Source organism: Pectobacterium versatile, from assembly GCF_003932035.1.
GTDB lineage: Bacteria > Pseudomonadota > Gammaproteobacteria > Enterobacterales > Enterobacteriaceae > Pectobacterium > Pectobacterium versatile.
Genome location: NZ_CP034276.1, coordinates 4,617,025 through 4,632,299 on the forward strand (window position 1 = coordinate 4,617,025; position 15,275 = coordinate 4,632,299).

A 15,275-nucleotide genomic window follows, 5' to 3' on the forward strand; every position below is an offset into this window, starting at 1 on the left:
TTTTGCGACAGCAGAACCCCTAGAGTGTCGTGTTTTTCCGACAGTTCAATCAAAGCTATTGATTTAATTTAAAAAAGGGGAAATATCCGCGCCGAGAAACCGACGCGGACAGGATTCGCTTAACGGGAGGACAGCTGTTCTAAACTCTGCTTCGCGACCTGATACAGATAATGCGCAGTCGGGAACAGCGCGCTGTCATCGACGCGGAATTTCGGGTGATGCAGCGCATACGGCCCGCCGGAGCCGACCATCATGAACGTACCTGGCAATTTCTGCTGATAGAACGCAAAATCTTCACCAATCGGGCTAGCTTCCACGCGACGCGCTTCAAACCCTTCGTCACTCGCCACATTCAGTGCAAACTCAACCCACTCTGGCGTATTGATCACCGACGGCGGCCCTGCATGCCACAGGAATTCAATTTCTGCACCGAAGGTGCTGGCGATACCCGCTACGATCTGACGGAAACGCTGTTCAATTAAATCACGCGCAGCCTGATTGAACGTTCTGACCGTGCCTTCAACATAGGCCGTGTCTGGGATCACGTTCCAGGTGCTGCCGCTATGTACCTGCGTAATCGACACCACCGCGTTATTGTCGGACGATACCGTGCGGCTGATAATGGTCTGTACAGCAGAAATCAGCTGACCCAGAATGATAATCGGATCGTTGCCTTCATGCGGCTTCGCGGCGTGACAGCCTTTCGCTGCGATCTTGATCTCAAAGCGGTCAACGCCCGCCGTCAATGCGCCGTCTTTCCCACCGATGACGCCAACCGGCAGCGTTGGATCGTTGTGAATGCCAAAAATCGCTACCGCATTGTCCAACGCGCCAACGGCGATGACTTCCGGCGCGCCCAATCCAGTCTCTTCAGCAGCCTGGAACAAAATTCGCACAGTGCCTTTCAGTTCCGGCTCAATTTTCTTCAACAAAATCGCTGCACCCAGCGCCGCGGAAGAGTGAAAATCATGGCCGCAGGCGTGCATCACGCCTTTGTTGAGCGACGTAAATTCTACGCCAGACTCTTCTTCAATCGGCAGGGCGTCGATATCGGAACGCACCACGACCAGTGGGCCTTCCTGTAAACCGCCCACTTCCGCAACCAGACCGGTTTTCAGCGGCAGATCGAGGATACGAATCCCTTCTTTTTCCAATACCGCACGAATCTTCTTCGTGGTCTCGAACTCCTGATTCGACAGCTCAGGATGGCGGTGTAAATCGTGGCGAAACGCCTGAATAAACTGAGCCAGAGGCTCGTGCTGAGATGCTGTTCTCATGAATACTTGCTCCACATTATCGTGCCCTGCCTGACAGGGTTGCCTTGTTCAGGCGTGCAGGTGTATCTACGTATGCGTTAAATATCGTACTCAAGCGGCTCAGGCAGCTTGGTCAACTGACGCAGGAAACGCTGGGTTTGCGGGTTGTCCGAGAAGCTAATCACCTGCTCCGCCGGGCCTTCCTCGACGATGTGGCCGTCCGCCATGAAGATCACGCGGTCAGCCACTTCTTTCGCAAACTGCATTTCATGGGTGACGATCACCATCGTGGTGTCGTTTTTCGCCAGCTTCTGAATCACCTGAAGCACTTCGTGTACCCTTTCCGGGTCAAGCGCCGAAGTCGGTTCATCAAATAAAATCGCCTTCGGATCCACCGCCAGCGCACGCGCAATACTCACGCGCTGTTGCTGTCCGCCGGACAGCGTCACCGGGTACTGTGCCGCCTGCGGCAGCAGACCGACCTGCTCCAGCAGCGCCAGACCAATTTCATCCGCCTGCTTCTTCGGCATTTTTTTCACGACAATCAGCGCTTCCGTCACATTCTCCAGCGCTGTTTTGTTCTTAAACAGGTTGTAACTCTGGAATACCATCGCCGTCTGGCGGCGCAGCGCATAGGCTTCTTTAGAGCTGTAACGACGCGTATCCAGCGTTTGTTCGCCAATTTCGATCGTGCCCGACTCTGGCGTTTCCAGCAGGTTCAGACAGCGCAGCAGCGTGGACTTACCCGAACCCGATGGACCGATAATCGCCACGACTTCGCCTTTCGCGATATCCAGACTGATGTTGTCCAACACCACCTGATCGCCAAAGCGTTTAGAAAGATTCTTTACACTGATCATGTCAGCCCCTTATCGCTGTAGCGAGTGATTCAGTTTCTTCTCCAGCTGTTTTTGCAGCCAGGAGTAAACAATGATCACCAACCAGTAAATCAGACCCACAACCAGGAAGGTCTCAAAGAAACGCAGAGATTCGGCAGCAATCATCTTGCCTTCCGCGAACAGTTCAGAGACGCCCAGCGCAAAGGCTACCGAGGTATCTTTAATCAGGGAAATGAAGGTGTTCCCCGTCGCTGGCAGCGCATTCAGCATGGCCTGAGGCAACACGATGCGGCGATAGACCTGCGCTTTACTCATGCCAATGGATAGACCAGCTTCCGTCTGGCCGAAGTCGACCGAGGCCAAGCCCGCGCGGAAAATCTCAGCCATATAGGCGGATGTTTTCAGGCTAAAACCGATAATCGCGGCCGTCATCGCATCCAGATTGGATAAGCCGGGGAATAGCTGCGGCAAGCCGAAGTAGATGATAAACAGCTGAACCAGCGACGGAATACCGCGGAACAGCGAGATATACAGTTCGACGATTTTTACTACCACGACGATCTTGCTTTCACGGACTAACGCCAGTATCAGGCCGAGAACCATAGCAAAAAACATCGAAACCACGGCAAGGAACAGCGTGGTCGGCAAATACATTAATACCTGAGGAAACACTTTTAACAGGTAGGCAAGATCGACATTCATGAGTCATACCATTAATGCTTCCACCGGCCATACTGCGCCGGTGGAGAAGGTGATAAGTCAACCGACAAGCGGCAATAACGTTACTTTTTCGGTGGAACAGAGATGTCCTCACCAAAGTATTTTTCGGCGAGCGCTTTCAGGCGTCCATCTTCACGCATTTTCGTCAATTCAGCATCGAATTGTTTACGTAATGCATCACCATTTTCGTCCTTATGGAACGGGAAGCTCACTTCTTCAATCACCAGCGGCTCACCGACCAGTTTGAACGGCAGGTTACGCTTATTGATTTCTGCCAACAGGATCGGACGTGAATTCACATAGCCTTCAACGCGTTTAGACAGTGCATCGTTCATCGCGCCATCGCGCGTTTCATAGGTACGAATATTCACGCTGCCATCGGCAAAGGCTTTTTTCAGGTTGTTAACGTGGTTGGAACCCAGAACACCCGCTACCGTCTTCCCTTTCAGGTCAGCCAATGTATTAATGTCCGTGTTGTCTTTGTGCGTCACAATCTGGCTACCGTAATAACTGTACGGTTGGGCAAAGTTATATTTTTCCTGACGCGCGGGGGTAATTGCCACCACGTTCGCGACCGTATCCAGTTTTCTCGCTTCCAATTGCCCCATCAGACCACTGAAATCGGCGGTAACCCACTCAACTTTGTAGTTCAGATCTTTCGCGATGGTTTCCGTCACTTCAACGTCAAACCCAACCAGCTTGTTATCTTGCTTGAAGCCGCTTGGATAACTTTGACCTGTTGAACCCACTTTCAGTATTTTTTCCTGCTCAGAGCCGCTCTTCCCAGAGTCACAGCCAGCTACAAGAAAGGCGGTCGTCAGCGCCAGAACAGACAACGTTACTTTTTTCATCATTTTACTGCCTCTCTTTTTGAGTTTTTATCTTTCCACTGGTCATACAATGGGTTATCAAGGATTTTTTCCATCCAGATTGTCAGGTGTCCTTTTCCCAGATTCGTCTGCCCGACTTCCTTGAAACCATAATTTCTGTACATCTCAATCAGCCACGGGTGGTTTTGCGCGGTGCCAAGCGACACCGCAGGGGCTTTGAGCTGGTTAATCAGAATCTCTTCTTCAAGCCAGTTCATCATTTGCTTACCCAGCCCCTGTTTTTTATAACCAGGGTGCGTCGCAAACCAGCCCAAATGGGGCAAACCGAGCGGGCCTGGCTCCGGCCCCCACGGATAGCGGATGGTAAATGACGACACCATCTCGCCGTCTTTTTCCATCACATAAACGCCGTGTGAGGCAATATGCGTACGCACCATGTCGATGTCCGCATGGGCGGCAGAAAAATTGATACCCAGTTGGCGAATCGGCTCAAATGCCGCCAGCGCCAGTGCCAGATAGGTCTCATCGTCCGCAAGCGTAGCCTGACGAAATACGATACTCATGATGTCACCTTATGCTGGCAGCAGGCCGGAGTTATCCGCATAGCGAATCACGTCATCAACCTTCTGCGGCGCACTGCCAACGTAGTTAGCCGGATTCAGCCATTCGTCCAGATCGGCGGCGGTCACCTGTTCAGAAAGCACCGGGTGGGCCAGCAGTACCGATTTAAAGGACTGATTCTGCTCGAATGCCTGCATAGAACATTCGTAAACCAGATGGTGAGCAGTCTGCTTGCCGAGACGTTTGCCAATCTCAAACATCACTTTCTCGGATAGCAGCAGGCCATTTTGTAGATCGAGGTTCGCCAGCATCTGCTTCTCGTTGACGGACATGCCACGCAGGATGCCAAGCGCGTTCTGAAGCTGAGCAGACAGATAGATATTGATTTCCGGCAGCGCGATCCACTCCGCACGCCAGCTCATCGCATCACGCTCATGCTCAACTTTCATGGATTCATGAATCAACGCTGCGCTCTTAAACAGTGGAGCAGTCAGGCTCGCCAGCCCTTCCAATGCGGCAGGGTTGCGTTTATGCGGCATCGTAGTAGAACCGATTTTCCCTTCGGAGAACGGCTCTTCGATTTCGTTAATCTCGGTGCGCATCAGGTTGTACAGCTCGTTGCCGATTTTGCCCAGCGTACCGCTGATCAGAACCGTAACAGAAGCATATTCAGAGAAGCGATCGCGGGCAGACTGCCAGCCGATATTCGGCGTATTCAGCCCCAGCTTATCGAGCGTCAGACGCTCGATTTCCGGCCCTTTCTCGCCAAAAGAGGCATAGGTACAAATCGCACCGTTGATGTTGCCAACCAAAACACGTTCTTTGATTTCACCCAGACGTTCGAGGTGACGGATAAATTCATCCAGCCAGACGGCCAGTTTGAAGCCAAACGTGGTGGGCAACGCCTGCATACCGTGGGTACGACCAGCCATCAACGTATGCTGGTGTTTCTTTGCCAGACGTTTCAACTCAACGGCCAGCAGTTGTGTATCTCTGACGACAATATCAAAAGATTGTTTCAGTTGTAACACCGTCGCAGTATCAACGATGTCCTGCGTGGTCACGCCGTAGTGAATAAACTCACCCGCGGCACCGCACTGTTTCTGAATCGCGGCAATCGTCGGCATCAGAGAATGCTTCATGCGCGCGGCATCTTTTGCAATCTCTTCAACGTTAAGCGCGCTTGCGTCAGCGTTTTCTGCAATGGTTTTTGCCGCATCCAGCGGAATGACACCCAGTTCACCCTCGGCAAGCGCCAGGGCAACTTCTACTTCGACCTGTTTAGTCAGGCGGCTATGCTCGGACCAGACGCCGCGCATTTCAGGCGTGCCAAAATTATTCCCTATAAGAAGAAAATCAATAAGATGTGATGCCATAATTAACTCGTTAGTGTTGGATTTATCAGGCGGGGATTTATGTCGTCTTTTTAATTTTTAAAAATATAACATGCGGAAATTATGCGCTTTATACCTTTGGGATCTATCTTAGATCAAAAAGTTTGATTGCAAACTATGCATGTAGAAATGTTCGCTAACACTCTCTCCTCTGCTGAAAAGCCCCTTTGTCACTTTACTCTTCCTACAATGAAACTCCTTATCCGTATGACCGCTGACGAAGGATTATCATGCTTTACCACACGACATTACGCACTCCCCGTAGCTTATTGATTACCATGATCATTATTTCAACCTTCTCTACTCAGGCACAGGCTCAGGATCGCTATCTTCTGGAAAAGGTCGTTGAAGTCAGCCGTCACGGCGTACGTCCTCCAACAGAATCTAACACTATCGCACTGGAATCTGGCACGGCACGACAGTGGCCTCAATGGGTCACGCGGGAAGGTGAATTAACCGGACATGGCTATGCCGCCACCGTATTAAAAGGCCGCTACGAGGGCGAGTATTATCGTCAACAGCATCTGTTCGCGTCAGGTTGCCCAACGGAACAGCAGATTTATGTGCTCGCCAGCCCGCTACAACGCACCCGTGCAACCGCACAAGCCTATATGGACGGCATGTTTCCGGGCTGCGGCGTTGCGACGCATGCCGTTGAGGATGAGAAGCAGGATCCGCTGTTCCACGGAGATAAAATGGGGATTGGCACACTTGACCCCGAACGGGCAAAGGCTGAGGTACTGAAAGCCATGGGAGGGGATTTGGATATCGCCTATCAGCGTCTTAAACCCAGCATCGAGCAGTTAAAACAGGTTGTATGCGAGGCGGGTAAGCCGTGCCCAGTGTTTGATAAGCCGTGGGCGAACAAGCAGGATAAAGAGGGTTCAATTTCTATCAGCGGCCTGAATACGTTGGCGAATATGAGCGAGGTTTTCCTGCTGGAGTACAGCGAAAACTTGCCACTGGCACAGGTTGCCTTTGGTCATGTCCGCAACACACAGGATCTCGTCCCGCTGATGGCCCCAATGACCGCTAAATACGACTTCACCAATGATGTTCCCTATATTGCACAGCGCGGCGGTTCGCTATTCATGCAGCAAATCGCACAGGCTTTAGCGCAAGGGACGCAGGAAGAGCAGGACACCACACAAGGCGAGCCACCAGCCGTCCCTTACTTGCTGTATGTCGCTCACGATACCAATATCGCCTACCTGCGCACACTGTTGCAGTTTCATTGGCAGCTACCCGGCGATACCGCCGATAACATTCCGCCCGCGGGCAGTTTGGTCTTCGAACGCTGGCGCGACACCACCACTCAGCAGCGCTTCTTGCGTATCTATTTCCAGACGCAGTCGTTGGATCAGATTCGTTCACTGACGCCGCTTGACGATCGGCAGCCGTTACTGAAAGAGGAATTTACCTCTCAGGGCTGCCAGAAGACAGAAAAAGGCACACTGTGTCCTTTTGATACCGCACTAAAATCAATGCGAGAAAGTATCGATAGCAGCGCGCTAGCGCCAGTGCATTACGCGCTGTAGCACGCTATATCGCAGGGAACCACAACGTCTTGTCGGGTTGATAAATCCGGCAAGACTTTCGCCAGAGAAGGCAAATTGCAGACGAAAAAAAAGCACATCTTTCGATGTGCTTTTCTTTGTAATTGGTCGGCGAGAGAGGATTCGAACCTCCGACCCACTGGTCCCAAACCAGTTGCGCTACCAAGCTGCGCTACTCGCCGAATATACTGCTTTTTTGAACATCACTGATGTTCTTGTTTGTGTGTGGTGCGAAGAGAGGGACTTGAACCCTCACGTCCGTAAGAACACTAACACCTGAAGCTAGCGCGTCTACCAATTCCGCCACCTTCGCATAACTCACAAACTGTCAATCAACTACTATCGCTGCAAAATCTGGGGTGGCTAATGGGACTCGAACCCACGACAACTGGAATCACAATCCAGGGCTCTACCAACTGAGCTATAGCCACCATCACCACACTTTACATCAACTACTTATTACGCGGTACTTCCTTTTTACGGGATACTTTCTTTACGAAAAAAAGTGTACCACCGCAGCTCTTGCACACAACATACTTCATACAGAATATAATGGTGCGCCCGACAGGATTCGAACCTGAGACCTCTGCCTCCGGAGGGCAGCGCTCTATCCAGCTGAGCTACGGGCGCTTAGCGCCGTTGCGGGGCGGGATATTACGGGCTTAGTGACTGGCTGTCTAGTGCTTTTTTATCGAAATGATGCGTTTGATTATGATTTGCTCATTCCAAGCTAAATAACACACAGTTCCGCCCTTCCCGCCCCCAACTACTACGACTTACTCTCTGTCAGCGACGTTTTTTTGCCCAATCCCAACGCAAAATAACACAGGCTAACCACGGCTAAAAACGCGACACCGACCAATAAAGACATCCGCGTATCGATATTGATGTACATTCCCACCAGCACACACAGCAAAAACGCCATCGTCAGGTAGTTTACCCACGGGAACAACACCGATTTAAACGGATGTGCGACCAGCGCGGCACGATGTTGTTCACGAAAACGCAATTGGCTGATTAACACCACAAACCACGGCACCATGCCCGGCAGTACGCTGGCGCTATAAACATAAACAAACACTTTTTCCGGATTAGGGATAATGTAATTCAGCACCGACCCCGCCATCAGGCAAAGAATAGAAATCATGACGCCTGCTGCGGGTACGCCGCTGGCCGTCACTTTACCTAGCCAGGCGGGAAGCTGACGGTTGTTGGCCAGCGAATATAGCATACGTCCACAGCTATACATGCCGCTGTTGCAGCCGGACAGCGCGGCCGTCAGCACCACAAAGTTGATGATCCCTGCCGCTGCGGTGATACCAATTTTCGCAAATGTCATCACAAACGGGCTGCCCGAGGTGCCTATTTCATTCCAGGGGAAAATCGTGACGATAACGAAGATCGCGCCCACATAGAAAATCAGGATGCGCCATAGAATGTTGTTGATCGCGCGCTTCAGCGTCACCTGTGGGTTTTTCGCCTCGCCCGCCGTAATGCCGACCAGTTCCACGCCCTGATAAGACGCCACGACCAGACAGAGTGCGAACAGCAGGCCTTTCCAGCCTCCCGCGAGGAAGCCACCGTGTTCGGTCAGGTTACTGAATCCGGTTGCCTGACCGTGGTTACCGAAGCCGAAGAAAATAATGCCCACGCCGACGACGATCATCACGACGATGGTGGTGATTTTTATCATCGCGAACCAGAATTCGATTTCGCCATACAGCCTTACCGCAGCAAGGTTTGCGCCCGCCACCAGCGCAACAGCGGCAATAGCCGGTATCCATTGCGGCAAATCGGGGAACCAGTACTGAACATACACGCCAATCGCGGTAATTTCCGAAATCCCGACCGCCATCCACATAAACCAGTAGCCCCACGCGGTGAGATAACCGAAAAAGGGACTCATGTATTTATGCGCGTAGACGGCAAACGATCCCGCGACTGGCTCCAGATAGAGCATTTCGCCCATTGAGCGCATGATGAAGAAAACGAAGATTCCGGCGACAATATAGGCCAGCAATACTGACGGCCCCGCCCACTTCAGCGCGCTGGCGGCGCCCATAAACAGCCCAACGCCGATCGTGCCGCCCAGCGCAATCAGCTCAATATGCCGGGCTTCCAACCCCCGATGGAGTTTCTCCTGCTTTACATCTTCTGCCATATATCCTCTGTCTTTATGTTGTGCTTATCCCGGCTGCTGCCGGTTATTGTTTTTTATTCAGTTTTATAGAGAGCCAATTCGGTTTCGTGAAGAGAAACCGGCTCTTATCAGGCATACCGCATCCGTCATACTGCTTATTTTCAGAAAAAATGTGCCTTCGCCTCAAATTAGCGGCCATGAAAATACCGTAATGTGGGTTTGAATAACACATAAGGGATGACGAATACGCCAAAGATAGAATTCTGTATTTCTGATTGACTAGCAAACAGACAATTAAAATCGAATAGGAATAAGAAATCAGGTTTATATATTGCGAGGAAAGATTGTGGAGCAAGGTTGGCGCGTTTAACGCGCCAATTCAATGAAGCTACAGGCGACCGCTGTAGTGATAGGCAACATATTTCAACAGCCTAAGCTGCCGAAAAATACGGCTCGGCTGAGACAGCAAACGATACAGCCATTCCAGTCCTAAATTTTGCCACACGAGCGGAGCGCGTTTCACATGCCCGGTAAAGACGTCATAGGTTCCACCCACACCCATATACAAGGCATCAGGATAGTGGTGACGACAATCGCGCATCAGGATTTCCTGTCGTGGCGACCCCATCGCGACGGTAACAATCTGTGCACCGCTGGCGCGAATACGTTCAAACAGGGCATCACGCTGCTCTGGCGTAAAATAGCCATCCTGACTGCCGACAATATTCACGTTCCACTGCGCCCGCAGTTTCGCTTCCGTTTGTGCCAACACATCAGGTTTGCCGCCCACCAGAAAAACCGGCGTTCCCTCATTGCCCGCTCGTTCCATTAGCGCTTCCCACAGATCAGCCCCCGCAACTCGCGTGACGTCAGCCTGCGGATACTTGCGCCGAATGGAGCGCACGATGCTGATGCCGTCCGCATACTTGTACTCTGCGCGATCGAGCAATGCACGCAGCGCCACGTCTTTTTCCGCCGTTAACACTTTCTCAGCGTTAATCGCGACGAGCGTGCCCGTTTCAACCCGCTCGCCCACAAACAGGTAATCAACAAACTGCGCCATATTACGAAAACCGTGAATGGGCAAACCACGAATGGTATACAGAGGAATGGTCTCTGTGGTTTTTAACGCTGTCATACCTGCTCCTTTATCACAGGATCCTGTACGGTGTTGGGTGTCGGCGTGGCACGCATACGCATCAGACGCTGCCGGATTAGCCCGGCGCTTTCCAGCAGCCAGTAGAGCAGCTTGGCAATGATCAAGCACAGGCCGAAGACCAGACAGAAAAACACCACACGCGAAACAAAAGAATCAACGCCTTCACGCGTCAGCACAATAATATTGAACACCGCCCCGAAGCAGAACGCCTGCAAAATAGCGGATTTATAGCGATTGCTGTCGTTCTTCCCTAACTCGTACACCCAGTCGAACCATTTGATAACCAACCCTACTGCAATCGCGCCGAGCGGGATAAACAGCACGCCTCCCATCACCACCAGTGAACCCAACAGCGTGGGGGAGATCGCCAGCCCGGAGTGGTTATTCAACACTTCCCAGGTGAAATAGTTCGCACTGTTTAACACCAGATTCGGACGATCCGGCCATAGCCAAGAGGGAATAAAGACGTAGAAATCACGGGCAATCGGTGCCAGTCCCTGGAATTCAATCTTGTCGTAGTTCTGCCACAGCAGCGCCAGATTTTCCCAGGGCGAGAAGGTGTCGCGGGTTAAATAGAGGAACGTATAAAATGCGTAATCACCGCTGACGTCCAGCCCATAGCGCTTCAGCGCCAGCCAGAACATCCCGACAATCCCGAACGCGCCAGCCGCAACCAGCATCCAGAGCGTAATCCAACCGCGCACAATTCCAATAAACAAAAACAGGGCGAAGGCAATAATCACATTCGCACGCGTTCCGCCGACAATCACATACGTCAGCATCCCGAACGCGACCGTTCCGATGAGGAACAGTAGCCACGCACGCTGCGTCTGGCGCAGGAAATACACTACCAGCATCGCCGGAATGAAGAAGTAGAAGAAGCGCTTCAACGCCACGCCAGACACATCGCTGGAGAATATCTGGCTGTAAGAACGCAGCTTAAACAACAAGAAGCCATTGTTGAGGAAAAAAATACCGACAGTGGCTACCGCAATCAACGCCAACAGCAGCCAGGTCAGATTGGCTTCCACCCGGTTCACCGTCAGGAGTGGCTTACGCGGCGCGGAGGCTTTCTGGCGTAGCCGTGTCTTATAGCTGACGTAATAGATCGCATAGAACGCCGTCGCAGACAGCATCGCCTGAAGCAGGAACTGCACGGGAACCACTTCGACGCCAAACCGGAACACCAGCACGCAGGTAAATGGAAAACCAAAATAGAACGTCAATAAATAGAGCAGGGAAAACAGCACGTTAAAATTAAAACGCACCCGCCGAAACTCCATCCAGGTCAGGCTCAGGATAAAGATGACTGAAATCAGGTAGACGACAAGCAGCCCACCAAATTGCCCCAGCGTCATGTCGGTTCTCCCGCTGCCAACGCCAGCGCATCCCGCCAGCCTTGCAGATAATTGGGATTGAAGAACGCAATCTGGTGCTTATCGACCGATGCCAGTTGGCGCTGCGCTTCACGCACCAACGCCTCATCCAGCTCATCACCGTAAAACAGCACGGGCAGCCCTTGTTCCGTCAAATCCTGCCAGAACGGATTTTTTCGGCTGATCACGAACGGCACGCCAAACTGAATCAGCAGACATAACGTCCCGATTCCCTGCTGGCGATCGAAAATAAAATAGCCCAAATCACAGGTGCGCAGCATGTTGAGATAATCATCAAACGCCAGTTGGTCTTTCAGCAGTTGGAAATTTTTCACGCCGAACAGCGCCAAACCGTCCTTTTCCACCTGTGCGATGTAGGACGCGTTATTCGCAGGGTAGCCCATTGGCACAATCACCCGCACATTTTTCCCGAACTGCTTGTGAATCGCCTGCAGCGCTTCCTGATGGCGATTGGTGCGATCGCCAGAATTGCCGACCAGAATCGTCATCGGCCCTGCCAGTGGTTTATCCACCTGCATGCCCGTTAGCGCCGGATTCATTCGCGTTGGGAAGTACAGCAACGACGTCGGCACGCGAGGTGAACGTTGCTGATACCACGTCAGATCGCCACGCGTGGCAAATACGTGCCCGACACGCTTTTGCGCCATACGCCGCAGCAGATAAAACAGGCGATACTTCAGGCTGCTCGCCTCTTCATACAAATCCGCTCCCCAAACGTGCCAGTAAACCTGCTCGGGTTTGATTTTTCCACTCAGCAACGCCAGCCACAGCGTGGGGTTAAACTGCCCATGCAGGAAAAAACGCATCTTGCGGTTTGCTTTAGCTCTGGCGATGACCGCCTCAGCCAGCGTTTTCTTATCCACGCAGGTTTCGATACGCAGCGCGGGGAAATCGGCCGATGAAATGCCGTCGTGAGAAGCCACGATAAAGTGCCGAATCTGCTGTTCGGGGAGTTCCGTCGCCAGTACATCGTTAAAAAAACGTAAAACGGTCTGGTTATGATGCGGGATGTCAGATCCCAATACATGAATCAGTGTCGTCATGCTCGCCTACGGTAAATAATGAATACGCAACAACAAAGCAAAAAATAGACCAGGTAGGTTGCCATATAGGCCTGTGCCGCACCTTGTGCGCCATAAAGCGGAATCAACCAGTGGGAAAACCCAGTCAGCAGGAGAAACTGGCTCACTTCCGTGAGCAGATAAAAGCGCAGCGCCGCTTTCGCAATGACCAGATAGCCAAAGACGTAAGCGCCCACTTTCATTACATCGCCTACCAATTGCCAAACGAAAAGATCTCTCATTGCCGTGAACTCGCTGGAAAACAGCAGCCAGATGGCAAAATCTCGCAGCAGCCACACACAAAAGCTGACGCCTGCCACGACGGGCAGCACAAATTTCAGCGAGCGAACAATCTCCTGCGCCAACGCGGCTTTATCCTTCAGACGCGAGAGTGTCGGCAACAGATACACGGTAAAGGAGGCAGTAATGAATTGCAGATAAGCATCGGAAATACTACTTACGCCCTGCCAAATACCCACTTCATCCCAGCTGTAATGTGCCGCCAGCAGGTTACGCATCATGATGTACGCAACAGGCAGCGTCACCGCCGTCATCAACGCCATCAGCGTAAATTTGCCCAACTGTCCGGCAATCGCACGATCCCACGCGGGTTTCAGCGATGTCAGCGAGAGCGGTGTACGTCGCAATAGCATGATTCCTGCCGGAATCACCAGCAGCGCAGGCACCAGCGCCAGCCCTGCCAACGCACCAACATAGCCGCCCAGTTGCAGGCAGAGCCAAAAGGCCGCCAGCCCGATCAAGCTGCCGCCGATCACAGCCAGCGCATTGCCTATCGCATCCCGATAGCCCTTGAGAATCGCCAGAAACAGATTGGCGTAGGCGATACCCATTTGGATAAACGCCAGCGCACGCACCACATCGCGATAGTCATCATGCCCAAACAGCAGAGTGGCGATAGGTGTTGCGGCAGAAAGAAAAAGAATCGCCAGCAGCGTGGAGAAGCCCAACACCAGCGTGACAGACGTACCGAGCAGCGGCCTCAGCCGTTCCGGCTGTTGCTGATACTCCGCCACGTATTTAGTGACGCCATTGAAGATCCCAGCACCGGCTAACACGCCCAACACCGTAATAAGCTGGCGGAAATTCCCTGCCATCCCCACACCGCTGGGGCCAAAAGCGACCGCCAGCAGTTTGACAACAACCAGCCCTGCGCCGATTTTTATCAGCGTGGAGCCTGCCGTCCATATCGATGCTTTCGCCAACGACATATCAGGAGAAGAAGCTCAGAATGGTATTGATCACCGTCCGCTGATTGACGTCCGAGAGGTTGTAGAACAAGGGTAAACGCACCAACCGTTCGCTTTCCTGCGTGGTGTAGCGATCGTCACCGGAGAAACGACCGAAGTTCAGGCCAGCCGGGCAACTGTGTAGCGGGATATAATGAAAGACCGTCATGATCTCGGCTTCTTTCATGTAATTGATAAACGCACTGCGGTCATCCTGATCGCGCAGTTTGATATAAAACATGTGCGCGTTGTGAATCCCATTGGCAGGCACGGTCGGCAGGGTAATACGCCCGGCATCGGCCAGCGATTTGAATGCCGCGTAGTAGTTCTGCCACAGTTTCAGGCGACGCTCGTTGATCGGCCGCGCCGCTTCCAACTGCCCCCAAAGATAGGCAGCCTGAATATCCGCCATCAGGTAGCTTGAACCGATATCCCGCCAGGTGTATTTGTCCACCTGTCCGCGGAAAAACTGGCTCCGGTTGGTGCCTTTTTCACGGATGATTTCCGCGCGTTCCACCAACCTTGCGTCATTAATCAGCGTGGCTCCGCCCTCACCGCCCGAGGTGTAGTTCTTGGTTTCGTGAAAACTGAAACAGCCGATATGGCCGATGGAGCCCAGAACACGGCCTTTGTAGCTGGACATCACGCCCTGCGCGGCATCTTCCACGACATATAAATCGTATTTCTTCGCCAGAGCCATAATCGCGTCCATCTCGCAGGCCACGCCCGCGTAGTGAACCGGCACGATAATGCGCGTCTTTTCCGTAATTGCGGCTTCGATCTTCGTTTCGTCAATGTTCATGGTATCCGGGCGGATATCGACAAACACGATCTTCGCACCGCGCAGCACAAAGGCGTTGGCGGTAGAAACGAAGGTATAGCTCGGCATGATCACTTCATCGCCGGGCTTAACGTCCAGCAATATCGCAGCCATTTCCAGCGAAGCGGTGCAGGAAGGCGTGAGCAGGACTTTTTTGCTGCCGGAATAATGTTCCAGCCATTGCTGACAACGGCGGGTAAAGCCACCATCGCCGCACAATTTGCCGCTGCTCATGGCAGCCTGCATATAATCCAGTTCCGTACCGACAATCGGTGGCGCGTTAAATGGAATCATG

General features: G+C 52.4%; 13 protein-coding genes and 4 tRNA genes. 1 reads left to right on the forward strand and 16 read right to left on the reverse strand.

Features of this window, described 5'->3' with window-relative positions; translation table 11 throughout:
- Positions 1-119: 119 nt before the first annotated feature.
- The 6 genes from EIP93_RS20905 to purB all read right to left on the reverse strand — a co-directional run bounded on the left by EIP93_RS20905 (position 120) and on the right by purB (position 5,582).
- Positions 120-1,277 carry a M20 peptidase aminoacylase family protein gene (locus EIP93_RS20905; RefSeq protein WP_010294601.1) on the reverse strand — a complete coding sequence of 386 codons (1,158 nt, stop codon included), beginning with the start codon at positions 1,275-1,277 and terminating at the stop codon, positions 120-122.
- Between the two features lie 77 nt (positions 1,278-1,354).
- The gene (locus EIP93_RS20910; protein ID WP_039305227.1) at positions 1,355-2,116 is read right to left on the reverse strand and encodes an amino acid ABC transporter ATP-binding protein; all 762 of its coding nucleotides are present in this window, start codon (positions 2,114-2,116) and stop codon (positions 1,355-1,357) included.
- 9 nt (positions 2,117-2,125) lie between these two features.
- Complete coding sequence (locus EIP93_RS20915) at positions 2,126-2,797, reverse strand: amino acid ABC transporter permease (protein ID WP_010294604.1); 672 nt, start codon at positions 2,795-2,797, stop codon at positions 2,126-2,128.
- Between the two features lie 80 nt (positions 2,798-2,877).
- Complete coding sequence (locus EIP93_RS20920) at positions 2,878-3,669, reverse strand: amino acid ABC transporter substrate-binding protein (RefSeq protein WP_125233216.1); 792 nt, start codon at positions 3,667-3,669, stop codon at positions 2,878-2,880.
- Positions 3,666-4,208 carry a GNAT family N-acetyltransferase gene (locus tag EIP93_RS20925; RefSeq protein ID WP_039492912.1) on the reverse strand — a complete coding sequence of 181 codons (543 nt, stop codon included), beginning with the start codon at positions 4,206-4,208 and terminating at the stop codon, positions 3,666-3,668. The genes EIP93_RS20920 and EIP93_RS20925 overlap by 4 nt, the downstream gene beginning before the upstream one ends.
- Before the next feature lie 9 nt (positions 4,209-4,217).
- On the reverse strand, positions 4,218-5,582 hold the full coding sequence (gene purB / locus EIP93_RS20930; RefSeq protein ID WP_103862712.1) for an adenylosuccinate lyase: 1,365 nt from the start codon (positions 5,580-5,582) through the stop codon (positions 4,218-4,220).
- A gap of 248 nt (positions 5,583-5,830) precedes the next feature.
- On the opposite strand from purB, the gene EIP93_RS20935 reads away from it, so the two are divergent.
- The gene (locus EIP93_RS20935; protein ID WP_125233217.1) at positions 5,831-7,138 is read left to right on the forward strand and encodes a histidine-type phosphatase; all 1,308 of its coding nucleotides are present in this window, start codon (positions 5,831-5,833) and stop codon (positions 7,136-7,138) included.
- 123 nt (positions 7,139-7,261) lie between these two features.
- Here EIP93_RS20935 and EIP93_RS20940 read toward each other — a convergent pair.
- From EIP93_RS20940 to rffA, 10 genes are all read right to left on the reverse strand, one after another.
- Positions 7,262-7,338 (reverse strand) — tRNA-Pro (locus EIP93_RS20940).
- A gap of 44 nt (positions 7,339-7,382) precedes the next feature.
- Positions 7,383-7,469: transfer RNA gene (locus EIP93_RS20945), tRNA-Leu, on the reverse strand.
- 42 nt (positions 7,470-7,511) lie between these two features.
- Positions 7,512-7,587: transfer RNA gene (locus EIP93_RS20950), tRNA-His, on the reverse strand.
- A gap of 122 nt (positions 7,588-7,709) precedes the next feature.
- Positions 7,710-7,786 (reverse strand) — tRNA-Arg (locus EIP93_RS20955).
- A 139-nt stretch (positions 7,787-7,925) separates the two neighbouring features.
- A complete protein-coding gene (thrP, locus tag EIP93_RS20960) occupies positions 7,926-9,317 on the reverse strand; it encodes a bifunctional threonine/serine APC transporter ThrP (protein ID WP_125233218.1) in 1,392 nt (463 codons plus the stop codon).
- 367 nt (positions 9,318-9,684) lie between these two features.
- On the reverse strand, positions 9,685-10,434 hold the full coding sequence (gene wecG / locus EIP93_RS20965) for a lipopolysaccharide N-acetylmannosaminouronosyltransferase (RefSeq protein WP_125233219.1): 750 nt from the start codon (positions 10,432-10,434) through the stop codon (positions 9,685-9,687).
- Entirely contained in the window at positions 10,431-11,813 is a 1,383-nt protein-coding gene (gene wzyE / locus EIP93_RS20970) for an ECA oligosaccharide polymerase (RefSeq protein ID WP_125233220.1), read from the reverse strand. Before wzyE ends, wecG begins: the two co-directional genes overlap by 4 nt.
- On the reverse strand, positions 11,810-12,895 hold the full coding sequence (locus EIP93_RS20975; RefSeq protein WP_103862717.1) for a TDP-N-acetylfucosamine:lipid II N-acetylfucosaminyltransferase: 1,086 nt from the start codon (positions 12,893-12,895) through the stop codon (positions 11,810-11,812). Before EIP93_RS20975 ends, wzyE begins: the two co-directional genes overlap by 4 nt.
- Positions 12,892-14,142 carry a lipid III flippase WzxE gene (wzxE, locus tag EIP93_RS20980; protein WP_125233221.1) on the reverse strand — a complete coding sequence of 417 codons (1,251 nt, stop codon included), beginning with the start codon at positions 14,140-14,142 and terminating at the stop codon, positions 12,892-12,894. Before wzxE ends, EIP93_RS20975 begins: the two co-directional genes overlap by 4 nt.
- A 1-nt stretch (position 14,143) precedes the next feature.
- Positions 14,144-15,274 (reverse strand): dTDP-4-amino-4,6-dideoxygalactose transaminase, encoded by a 1,131-nt coding sequence (gene rffA / locus EIP93_RS20985; protein WP_039541796.1) that lies wholly within the window; start codon positions 15,272-15,274, stop codon positions 14,144-14,146.
- Position 15,275 lies beyond the last annotated feature (1 nt).

Excerpts from the sequence above, each read along its gene's own strand:
- wzxE (WP_125233221.1), bottom strand. The coding sequence starts at position 14,142 with ATGTCGTTGGCGAAAGCATCGATATGGACGGCAGGCTCCACGCTGATA.
- wecG (WP_125233219.1), bottom strand. The coding sequence starts at position 10,434 with ATGACAGCGTTAAAAACCACAGAGACCATTCCTCTGTATACCATTCGT.
- EIP93_RS20925 (WP_039492912.1), bottom strand. The coding sequence starts at position 4,208 with ATGAGTATCGTATTTCGTCAGGCTACGCTTGCGGACGATGAGACCTAT.
- EIP93_RS20915 (WP_010294604.1), bottom strand. The coding sequence starts at position 2,797 with ATGAATGTCGATCTTGCCTACCTGTTAAAAGTGTTTCCTCAGGTATTA.
- EIP93_RS20910 (WP_039305227.1), bottom strand. The coding sequence starts at position 2,116 with ATGATCAGTGTAAAGAATCTTTCTAAACGCTTTGGCGATCAGGTGGTG.
- thrP (WP_125233218.1), bottom strand. The coding sequence starts at position 9,317 with ATGGCAGAAGATGTAAAGCAGGAGAAACTCCATCGGGGGTTGGAAGCC.
- EIP93_RS20920 (WP_125233216.1), bottom strand. The coding sequence starts at position 3,669 with ATGATGAAAAAAGTAACGTTGTCTGTTCTGGCGCTGACGACCGCCTTT.
- EIP93_RS20905 (WP_010294601.1), bottom strand. The coding sequence starts at position 1,277 with ATGAGAACAGCATCTCAGCACGAGCCTCTGGCTCAGTTTATTCAGGCG.
- wzyE (WP_125233220.1), bottom strand. The coding sequence starts at position 11,813 with ATGACGCTGGGGCAATTTGGTGGGCTGCTTGTCGTCTACCTGATTTCA.
- rffA (WP_039541796.1), bottom strand. The coding sequence starts at position 15,274 with ATGATTCCATTTAACGCGCCACCGATTGTCGGTACGGAACTGGATTAT.
- purB (WP_103862712.1), bottom strand. The coding sequence starts at position 5,582 with ATGGCATCACATCTTATTGATTTTCTTCTTATAGGGAATAATTTTGGC.
- EIP93_RS20975 (WP_103862717.1), bottom strand. The coding sequence starts at position 12,895 with ATGACGACACTGATTCATGTATTGGGATCTGACATCCCGCATCATAAC.
- EIP93_RS20935 (WP_125233217.1), top strand. The coding sequence starts at position 5,831 with ATGCTTTACCACACGACATTACGCACTCCCCGTAGCTTATTGATTACC.